The following is a 9,639-nucleotide window of genomic DNA, read 5'->3' as shown; positions in this document are numbered from 1 at the left end:
ACAGCGAAGGCGGCGGCAACCTGGCCCTGACCACCGAGCTGCGCGTGTTCGGGGTCGGCCAGGGCGTGCTGGAAAGCAGCGCGCTGCTGCGCACCTACCAGGACCCCGAAGACCGCCACTGGCGCGGCGAAAGCGTGCGCCTGGACACCGCCTGGCGGCTGGATTTCCCCGATTCGGCCGTCACCCTCACCGTGGGTGATTTCTACAGCGGTTTTGTGGACTGGAGCCGGCCGGTGCGCATGGGCGGGGTGCAGGTCGGCCGCAACTATGGCCTGCAGCCGTATCGCGTGCTGACCCCCACCCCCACCTTCCTCGGCGAGGCGGTGGTGCCCTCCAACGTGGAGCTCTACGTCGATGGCCTGCGCCAGTACAACGGCGAGGTGCCGGTGGGCCCGTTCCAGCTGGCCGCGCAACCGGGCATCAGCGGCACCGGCAACGCACAGGTGGTCATCACCGACGCCTTCGGGCGCATGCAGACACTGGATTTCGCCTTCTACGGCGCCCAGCAGCTGCTGGCCAAGGGGCTGTCGGACTGGTCGGCCGGCATCGGCCGGATGCGCCGCGACTACGGCATCCGCTCGTTCGGCTACGAATCGCCGGTGATCGGCAGCGCCACCTGGCGCTACGGTGCCAGCGACACCTTCACCGCCGAAGCGCACCTGGAAGGCGGCGGCGGGGTGATCAATGGCGGCGCCGGCGGCTGGTGGCTGCTCGGCGGCGCCGGCGTGCTCAACGCCGCCTACGCGCACAGCCGCCTGGACGGCCTGCGCGGCGGCCAGTACGCGCTGGGCTACAGCTGGAACAACCGCCACTTCAACCTCAACCTGCTCACCCGCCGCAGCCACGGCGACTACCGCGACCTGGGCGCGCTGCAGGACACCCTGCCGCCGGACATCAGCGAACAGGCCACCGTCGGGGTCAACCTGGCCGGTGCCGGTTCGATCAGCGCCAGCTACCTGCGGCTGCGCTATCCCGATGGCGAGGACAACCGCTATGCCAGCCTGTTCTGGTCGCGCAGCTTCGGCGACCGCTGGTCGGCCTACCTGTCCTTCAACCAGAACCTGGCCGACAGCGAGGACCGCAGCGCCTACCTGTCGGTGTCCGCCGCGCTCGGCCGCAACCGCCAGAGCAGCCTCTCCACGCAACGCAACGGCGACCGCATGACCTACGTGGCCGACGTCTCCCAGCCGGTGCCGGGCGATGGCAGCCAGGGCGGCCATGGCTGGCGCGTGCAGGCCCGTGGCGGCGACGACGGCGCCGGCGGGCTGGCCGAGCTGGGCTGGCTCAACCAGGTCGGCCGCTACGCGCTGGGGTACTCGCGGCAGGGCGATTTCGATTACGGCTATGCCAGCGCCAGCGGCAGCCTGGTCTGGATGGGCGGGCACGTGTTCGCCGCGCGCGAGGTCTCCGACGCGTTCGCCTTGGTCTCCACCGACGGCCATCCCGGCATCCCGGTGCGGCTGGAGAACCGGCTGATCGGCAGCACCGACCGCAACGGCCTGCTGCTGGTGACCTCGCTGCTGTCCTGGCAGCGCAACCGGCTCTCGATCGACACCCTGGACCTGCCGGCGGACATGCGCGCCGATCGCGTGGATACCTGGGTGACCCCGCGGCAGAGCGCCGGCCTGGGCGTGGATTTCGGGCTGCGCCGCACGCGTGCCTGGAGCGCGGTGCTGCACGATGCCACCGGCACCCCGCTGCCGGTGGGCAGCCGCGTGCTGCTGCCCGGTGGCGGCGAGGCGGCGGTGGGCTATGACGGCGAAACCTACCTGGAAGACCTGGCGCTGCCGGTGGACCTGCAGGTGCAACTGCCCGACGGGCGCTGCCGCGTGCACATCGCCTCCGCCGTGACGCCCACCGCGGCCGGCGCCACCCGGATCGGCCCGCTGCGCTGCCTGCCGGTGCCGTCACCATGAACCTCGCGCGCGCACTGGCGCTGCTGCTCGGCCTGGCGTGGCTGTTCCACCTCGCCCCGGCACGCGCCGATACCGTGTGCACCGCCACCGCCCCCACCGCGCTGGCCTTCGGCACGATCACCAACTGGGCCGCCACCGCGACCAACGCGATGACCAGCTTCACCATCACCTGCAACACCGCCGCCCTCAGCATCCTGGGCAGCGCCAGCGTGCGCGCCTGCCTGAAGATCGGCACCGGCAGCACCGGCAGCACGTTGCTGCCGGCCCGCACCATGACCAACGCCACCAGCGACCCGATGGCCTTCCAGCTTTACAGCAACGCCGGCCGCAGCACGGTGTGGGGCAGCGTGCCGGGCGGTTCGCCGGCTGCGGTGGTGGTCACCCTGAACTACGGCGTGCCGCTGATCACCGGCGGCAGCGGGGCCCAGACCGTCACGATCTACGGCCAGGTGCCGGCCGCGCAGGTGCTGTCGGCAGGCAGCTTCGCCAGCAGCTTCGGCGCGGCCAACGTGAGCCTGGAATACGCCTACAACGAAACCATCATCGGCATCGCCCAGCCGCCGGCCCTGTGCACCACCGCCACCGGGGTCATCGGGCACAAGACCGCCGACAACGCCTTCCCGTTCACCGTCAGGGCCAACGTGCTGCCCCAGTGCAGCACCTACGTCACCACCGACATGGACTTCGGCGCCAACGCCGGGGCGATCACCGCCAACCTGGACCGCACCTCCACCATCGGCCTGACCTGCATCAACCGCACCGCCTACAGCATCGGCCTGAACGATGGCCAGAACGCGGTCGGCGGGGTGCGGCGGATGCGCTTCACCGCCCCGGACAACACCGCCTACTACATTCCCTACGAGCTGTACCGGGATGCGGCGCGCTCGCAGCGCTGGGGCAACACGATCAACACCGACACCCGCGCCGGCACCGGCAACGGCGCGGCGCAGACCTTGACGGTGTACGGCCGGGCCCCGCCCACCAGCGGCGCGATCCCCGCCCAGGGCAGCTACAACGATGTGATAACCGTCACCATCACCTATTGAACTAGTTCACAGAACCGCTCAAGCCAAGGCGATGTCGGCCGCTATTGGTCGTATCCCCCGCCGTGCGATGTTCGATGCCCCCGCGACCGACCGTTCTGCTCCTGGCCTGCCTGCTCGGCACTTCCCTGTTGCCCCCGCCGGCCAGCGCGCGCCCGCCCGCCGGTGGCAGCGCGACCCTGCGCGTCGGGGTCCGCATCCTGGCCGACTGCCGCCGCCCCGAGGCCGCCCAGGCGGCCGATTGCCGGCCCGCCCGCCAGCGCAGCGACAACGCCGCGCCGGTGCCGGCGCAGGTGGCGGCGTTGACGCCGGTGGCCGAGGCCCCGCGCGACGGCCGCCCCGGCGCGGTCACGGAGACCTATTGATGCGGCGGGCCAGCGTGGCCGTCCTGGCGGCGCTGACCGCGCTGCCGGCCACCGCCCTGGACATCAGCCCGGTCCGGGTGTCGGTGCCGGCCGGCCCCGCGCACGCCGAGCTGTGGCTGACCAATCCCGCCCCCACCGCGTGGACCGGCCAGGCGCGCCTGTATCGCTGGGAGCAGGCCGAGGACCGCGAACACCTGCTGCCCGCCCAGGAGGTGGCGGTCAGCCCGGCCGTGCTGAGCATCGCGCCCGGCCAGCGCCAGCGGGTGCGGGTGGTCCGGCTGGGCGCCGCGCCCGGCGATGCCCAGCAGGGCTATCGGTTGGTCATCAGCCCCGATGGGAAGGCCGGCGAGGTGCGCTACTCCCTGCCCGTCTTCCTCGAACCGGCCGTGCCCGGCGCGGCGGCCTCGCAGCTGCACGTGCGCGCCATCGGCACCCCGGCCGCGCCCCGGCTGCAGCTGTACAATGACGGCGATGGCCATGCCCACCTGGCCGACCTGGCCTATGTCGATGCCGACGGGCGCCCGCAGCCCCTGATCGGCGGGCTGGCCGGCTACGTCCTGCCCCACAGCATGCGCAGCTGGACCCTGCCCCCGCGCGCGGACGGCTACGTGGGCGGCCGGTTCTGGGCGCGGCTCGACGATGCCGCCGCCGCCGCCCTGCCCGCCTCCCCCGCCCAGATTGCACCGGCGGCCAGCAGCGGGCTATAATCGACCGGATTGCTGCCGCCTCGGCGCGGCGATACGTCAACACCGGACGTCACCGGTGAATCCACACCTGCCGCCCATATCCGTGCCGGGGTGCTCCGCGAGGAGTTCGGCCACGGAAGCGACAGGGAAGCCAAACCCCGGAACCACCCGCCTTGCGGCGGACCGCCCTCTATTACCCGTGGCGGCCGGTTCCCTATCAGGAGTATTGCAATGCCCCAGGTCACCATGCGTCAGATGCTGGAAGCCGGCGTCCACTTCGGCCACCAGACCCGTTACTGGAACCCCAAGATGGGCCAGTACATCTTCGGCGCCCGCGGCAAGATCCACATCATCAACCTGGAAAAGACCGTTCCGCTCTTCAACGATGCGATGAACTTCATTTCCAGCGTTGCGCAGAAGCGCGGCACCATCCTGTTCCTGGGCACCAAGCGCAGCGCCCGCGAGTCGATCCGTGAAGAAGCCGAGCGTTGCGGCATGCCCTTCATGAACCAGCGTTGGCTGGGCGGCACGCTGACCAACTTCCGTACCGTGAAGCAGTCGGTTGCCCGCCTGAAGGAACTGGAAGCCGGCGAAACCGACGGCTCGTTCGACAAGCTGGTCAAGCACGAAGTGCTGGGCCTGCGCCGTGAGCGCGACAAGCTGGAAGCCTCGCTGGGCGGCATCAAGGACATGAACCGTCTGCCGGACGCGATCTTCGTCATCGACATCGGCCACGAAGACATCGCCATCAAGGAAGCCAAGAAGCTCGGCATCCCGGTGATCGCCGTGGTCGACACCAACTACAACCCGGAGCTGGTCGATTACGCGATCCCGGGCAACGACGACGCCATCCGTGCCGTGCAGCTGTACGCCCGCGCCGCCGCCGACGCCGTGCTGGAAGGCAAGGCTGCCGCCCCGCACGCCGCCACCGTGCGTGAAGAAGAGTTCGCCGAAGCCGCTGCTGGCGAAGAAGCCAAGCCGGCCCGCCGCGCGCCGGCCAAGAAGGCTGCCGCCGACAAGGGCGAAGCCCAGGCCTGATCCAGGCCCCGGTGGGTGCCCTGCACCCACCGTTCCTGCCCGCTGCCGATGGCGCGGCGACAGGACACTGTCACACGGGCCGGCCACCATGCCGGCCCAACCCCTTTCTTTCGTGAGGAAATCCCGTGGAAATCACTGCTTCCCTGGTCAAGGAACTGCGCGAGCGCACTGGCGCCGGCATGATGGAGTGCAAGAAGGCACTCACCGAAAACGGCGGCAACATCGACGCCTCGGCCGAATGGCTGCGCAAGTCCGGCCTGGCCAAGGCCGACAAGAAGGCTGACCGCGTGGCTGCCGAAGGCATCATCGTGGCGGCCCAGGACGGCAACAAGGCCGTGCTGGTCGAGATCAACTCCGAGACCGACTTCGTCGCCAAGGACAGCAACTTCCTGGACTTCTCCAAGGCCGTTGCCTCGGTCGCCCTGAGCTCGGGCGCTGCCGACATCGACGCACTGAAGGCCGCCAAGCTGCCGTCGGGCGAGACCGTCGAGGAATCGCGCGCCGCGGTGATTGCCAAGGTCGGTGAGAAGGTCGACGTGCGTCGCATCGTGCGCCTGGAATCGGCCAACAACGTGGCGGCCTACGTGCACGGCGGCCGCATCGGCGTGCTGGTGGAACTGGCCGGCGGCGACGCCGAGCTGGCCCGCGGCCTGGCGATGCACGTGGCGGCGATGAACCCGCCGCACAACAAGGCGGCCGACGTGCCGGCCGAGTTCGTGGCGAAGGAAAAGGAAATCGAGCTGGCCAAGATGACCGACAAGGACAAGTCCAAGCCGGCCGACATCCTGGAAAAGATCATCAGCGGCAAGATCGCCAAGATCGTCAACGAAGTGACCCTGTACGGCCAGCCGTACGTGCTGGACACCAACCAGTCGGTCGAGCAGGTGCTGAAGGCTGCCGGCGCGGACGTGGTGGGCTTCAAGCGCCTGGCCGTCGGCGAAGGCATCGAGAAGGTGGTCGAAGACTACGCCGCCGAAGTGATGAAGCAGGCCGGCCTGGCCTGATCCATCACGCTGACGCCCAGGCGTTGGCGCGGTAAAGAAAAAACCCGGCTTCGGCCGGGTTTTTTTGTGGGTGTTTGTTTTTTTAAAAGCTTTTTTTAAAGCATGAAGCGTGGAGCGTGAAGCGTGAAGCAGGTTCATGGCTGCCGCCTGGACCGCGCGGGCTGGCAGGCTTACCCCCTGCCGGGACACGCCGTGAACCCCGCTCCGCGGCCCGGCCCAGCCGCTGGCGGCTGTGCGTTCGAGCGCATGCGAGGCAGTGCCTCGCAAGTAATGCGCTCTCACCCATGGGGGCTCATTGGGCGCCATCCATGGCGCCCAACGGTCCCGGCAGGGGGTAAGCCCACCAGCCCCCCACGCAATCCTGGTGACGGATGGGTTGAACAGCCGGCGCGCTGCTTGAGCCTTGGGTGCTGATGGATTCGGCGGGATTCAAGGCTGAGGTTGATGATTGGAAGTTGATGATTGGAGGTTGAAGTTGGAGGTTGTGGAGGAGAGTTGGATGGAGGGACGAGAAAGCGCCTCAACCGTCAACTATCAGCCATCACCCCCACACACCATTCCCCACCCCATCCTCAACCCAAAAACCTCACAAAAAACCAACCACACCGCGCAACTCAACCCGGCAACCCAGCAACGAAAGGCTTGGCAAAAAGCTGTTGCAAGGCCTCGACAAGGCTTGCACCCAGCTCCTGCTCACCCCAACGCACCGGCAATCTGTCGGGGGTTGGCGCGGGTGGGCTGGCGGGACCGGTCATACGCCATGGATGGCGTATGACGAGCCCACATGGGTGAAGGCGCATGGCTTGCGAGGCACTGCCTCGCATGCGACTGAACGCACAGCCGCCAGCGGCTGGGCCGGGCCGCGGAGCGGGACTTGCGGCGTGTCCCGCCAGCCCACCCGTGCCGACCCAGCCCGCAGCACCGCAGCGCCGCAGTTGCAGTTGCAGTTGCAGTCGCAGTTGCAGTTGCCGTCGCTCGCGCCCTTGCCCTTGCCGCAAAAAGCCGCGCGCCAGCGCACCAAAAAACCTCACCCCTTCGACTGGAACGTCACTTCCTCATAAGGCTGCACCACCACCCAACCCTCGCCCGCGAAGCGCATCTGCAGGCTCTCGCCCGAGCCGCGGCCCACCAGCGTCCCCAGCGAAATATCCGTCACGATCTCCGGCACCAGCGAACCGGACCAGGCCACCGTCGCGTTCGGATCGGTGAACACCGGCCCGCCCTGCGCGGTCACCGGCAGCGTCATCGGCTCGTAGTGCGAGGTCATCGCCACGATCCCGTGCCCGCTCAGCTTGACGTTGAACAGCCCGCCGGACAGCATCCCGGCCACCTTCTTCATCATCGTGATCTTCGACGCCACCCCCGTCTCGAACGCCAGCACGTCATTGCCGTTGACGAAGATCGACTCGCCCGCCAACCGCACCAGCGTTACCTGCTTGCCCGCGTCGGCCAGGTACACCCGCCCCTGCCCTTCCACCTTCATCAACTGAAGGCCTTCCCCGCTCACCATCTTCTTCAGCAGCGTGCCCAGCCCCTGCTCCAGCAGCCCCTGCCGGGTGAACTTCACCCCGCCCTTGCGCGCCACCATCGAACCGGCCTTGGCCCAGACCATCCCATCGACGCGAACCTCCAGCATGTGCGGGCTTTCCAGCTCGAATGCATCGGCACTGACGTCCTTTTCCTGGGTCGTGGACAGAAATTCCTGCAGCGTCTTGACGGCCATGTGGTGCGGCTTCCTTGTGGGTAAGCCGGCAATGGTAGCGCCACGCGCGCGCCAACGCCGCTCCCGGCCACACCGGCCCGCCCGCCCCTCCCCCAATCCGGGCGAATGTGGTACCAAGGGCGCGACGATCCCGCTCGCCGCGATCTGCCCGTTGGTTTTGCATCGCATGGCGCGTCCACCTCACCGCGCCCACGCCAATTCAAAGCCCAAGGCAAGAATCAACGCTCAAATCTGTGACGGACTCCATGTATTCTTGCCACAACACATCAATAGCCCCGCCATGCCTCCCGAGCTGACAGCCGCCCTGGCGCTCTGCCGCAACCTGCCCTCGCCGCCCGGTATTGCCCTGCGCATCATCGAACTGGCCCAGGACCCGGAAGCGGACATCACCACCGCCGCCGACATCATCGCCCTCGACATGGCGCTGAGCGCGCGCATGCTGCGCATCGCCAACTCGCCCCTGTATGCCAGCCGCCGCCGCATCGAGAACCTCGGCCAGGCGCTGACCATGCTCGGCCTCAACGCCACCGTCAGCCTGGCGCTGGGCTTCACCGTCACCCAGGGCCTGACCGCGCCCGGCCAGGGCCAGGACCTGCGCGAGCGCGCCTGGCGCCGCAGCATCCTCAGCGCGCTGGCCGCCAGCCTGCTCGGCCAGGCCCGTGGCCTGCGCAAGGCCGAGGAACTCATGCTGGCCGGCCTGCTGCAGGACCTGGGCATCCTCGGGCTGGCCCAGTCCCAACCGGACACCTACCTGCCGCTGCTGCGCCAGGCCAGGGACAACGAGGCCCTGGTCGCGCTGGAGCGCGAGCACCTGCAGTCCAGCCATGCCGAGGTGGGTGCCTGGATGGCCGACCAGTGGGAGCTGCCGCGCTACCTGGTGGACAGCATCGCCCGCAGCGAATCGCCGGCCCAGGCCGAAGACAACTTCCAGGCCTGCGTGGCCCTGTCCGGCGCGGTCGCCGACATCTGGCTCAGCGACGATGCCGATGCCGCGCGCGAACACGCCCTGCAGCAGGTCCATGACACCCTTGGGCTGGACAGCGCCCAGTTCGACCAGGTCCTGGCCCGCATCGGCGAGGCACTGCCGGACATCGGCGCCCTGTTCGAGACCACCCTCATCTCGCCCTCGCGCGTGCAGCAGCTGATCGAGCACGCCCAGGAACTGGCCACGCTGCGCAACCTGCGCGAGATGCAGGATGCCGCCCTGGCCCGGCAGCGCGCCGACGAGTTCGAGGCCCGCGCCAACCGGCTGGCCGAGCAGGCCCACCGCGACGCGCTCACCGGCGTGCTCAACCGGCGCCAGCTGGAAGCCGTGCTGGAGCAGGAGTTCGTGCGCGCCACCCGGCATGGCTGGCCGCTGTCGGTGGCCTTCATCGACCTGGACGACTTCAAGAAGATCAACGACGCCCACGGCCACCTGATGGGCGACCAGGTGCTGCGCGCCTTCGCCGGCAAGCTGCAGGAACAGCTGCGCAACAGCGACACGGTGGCCCGTTTCGGCGGCGAGGAGTTCATCGCCCTGCTGCCCAACACCACCGAGCCGGTCGCACTGGAGGTGGTGCGCCGGGTGCTGGCCACCATCGTCAACACGCCGATGGCCGAGGTGCCCGACGGCCCGCTGTTCGTGACCTTCTCCGCCGGTGTGGCCACCCAGGGCGGTTACGAGCGTTTCGCCGATGTTCAGGACCTGCTGAGGGCCGCCGACGACGTGCTTTACCGCTCCAAGAACCTGGGCCGCAACCGCGTCATCGCTCGCTCTCCGGGAACCGCCCCGGCCTGACCGGGGCGCGTCGCGGGGCCGGCTGGAACGATCGGCCGGCTCGCCGCAGTGCAACAAGTTTTCTCCACGGGGTGACCCGGCTTC

General features: G+C 68.9%; 8 protein-coding genes. 7 read left to right on the top strand and 1 reads right to left on the bottom strand.

Annotation, left to right across the window (positions count from 1 at the left end):
• From RSA25_RS06085 to tsf, 6 genes are all read left to right on the top strand, one after another.
• The coding region (locus tag RSA25_RS06085; RefSeq protein WP_332808013.1) for a fimbria/pilus outer membrane usher protein at window positions 1-1,916 on the top strand (1,916 nt) is incomplete at its 5' end.
• On the top strand, window positions 1,913-2,962 hold the full coding sequence (locus RSA25_RS06080; RefSeq protein ID WP_332808012.1) for a spore coat U domain-containing protein: 1,050 nt from the start codon (window positions 1,913-1,915) through the stop codon (window positions 2,960-2,962). The genes RSA25_RS06085 and RSA25_RS06080, both read left to right, overlap by 4 nt.
• Window positions 2,963-3,036: 74 nt before the next feature.
• On the top strand, window positions 3,037-3,324 hold the full coding sequence (locus tag RSA25_RS06075) for a hypothetical protein (RefSeq protein WP_332808011.1): 288 nt from the start codon (window positions 3,037-3,039) through the stop codon (window positions 3,322-3,324).
• Entirely contained in the window at window positions 3,324-4,031 is a 708-nt protein-coding gene (locus RSA25_RS06070; protein WP_332808010.1) for a fimbria/pilus periplasmic chaperone, read from the top strand. The genes RSA25_RS06075 and RSA25_RS06070 overlap by 1 nt, the downstream gene beginning before the upstream one ends.
• 210 nt (window positions 4,032-4,241) lie before the next feature.
• Complete coding sequence (rpsB, locus tag RSA25_RS06065) at window positions 4,242-5,048, top strand: 30S ribosomal protein S2 (RefSeq protein ID WP_332808009.1); 807 nt, start codon at window positions 4,242-4,244, stop codon at window positions 5,046-5,048.
• Between the two features lie 125 nt (window positions 5,049-5,173).
• Complete coding sequence (gene tsf, locus RSA25_RS06060) at window positions 5,174-6,052, top strand: translation elongation factor Ts (RefSeq protein ID WP_332808008.1); 879 nt, start codon at window positions 5,174-5,176, stop codon at window positions 6,050-6,052.
• A gap of 1,027 nt (window positions 6,053-7,079) precedes the next feature.
• Here the strand turns inward: tsf and RSA25_RS06055 are convergent.
• On the bottom strand, window positions 7,080-7,775 hold the full coding sequence (locus RSA25_RS06055; RefSeq protein ID WP_259204108.1) for an AIM24 family protein: 696 nt from the start codon (window positions 7,773-7,775) through the stop codon (window positions 7,080-7,082).
• 280 nt (window positions 7,776-8,055) lie between these two features.
• Between RSA25_RS06055 and RSA25_RS06050 the strand changes: the two genes are divergently transcribed.
• Window positions 8,056-9,555 carry a GGDEF domain-containing protein gene (locus RSA25_RS06050; RefSeq protein ID WP_332808007.1) on the top strand — a complete coding sequence of 500 codons (1,500 nt, stop codon included), beginning with the start codon at window positions 8,056-8,058 and terminating at the stop codon, window positions 9,553-9,555.
• Window positions 9,556-9,639: the final 84 nt, after the last annotated feature.

Source organism: Stenotrophomonas sp., assembly GCF_036662295.1.
Classification (GTDB): Bacteria; Pseudomonadota; Gammaproteobacteria; order Xanthomonadales; family Xanthomonadaceae; genus Stenotrophomonas.
This window is presented reverse-complemented; position numbering and strand designations above follow the sequence as displayed.

Coding starts and splice junctions, on each gene's coding strand:
- RSA25_RS06055 (WP_259204108.1), bottom strand. CDS start 7,775: ATGGCCGTCAAGACGCTGCAGGAATTTCTGTCCACGACCCAGGAAAAG.
- rpsB (WP_332808009.1), top strand. CDS start 4,242: ATGCCCCAGGTCACCATGCGTCAGATGCTGGAAGCCGGCGTCCACTTC.
- RSA25_RS06080 (WP_332808012.1), top strand. CDS start 1,913: ATGAACCTCGCGCGCGCACTGGCGCTGCTGCTCGGCCTGGCGTGGCTG.
- RSA25_RS06050 (WP_332808007.1), top strand. CDS start 8,056: ATGCCTCCCGAGCTGACAGCCGCCCTGGCGCTCTGCCGCAACCTGCCC.
- RSA25_RS06075 (WP_332808011.1), top strand. CDS start 3,037: ATGCCCCCGCGACCGACCGTTCTGCTCCTGGCCTGCCTGCTCGGCACT.
- RSA25_RS06070 (WP_332808010.1), top strand. CDS start 3,324: ATGCGGCGGGCCAGCGTGGCCGTCCTGGCGGCGCTGACCGCGCTGCCG.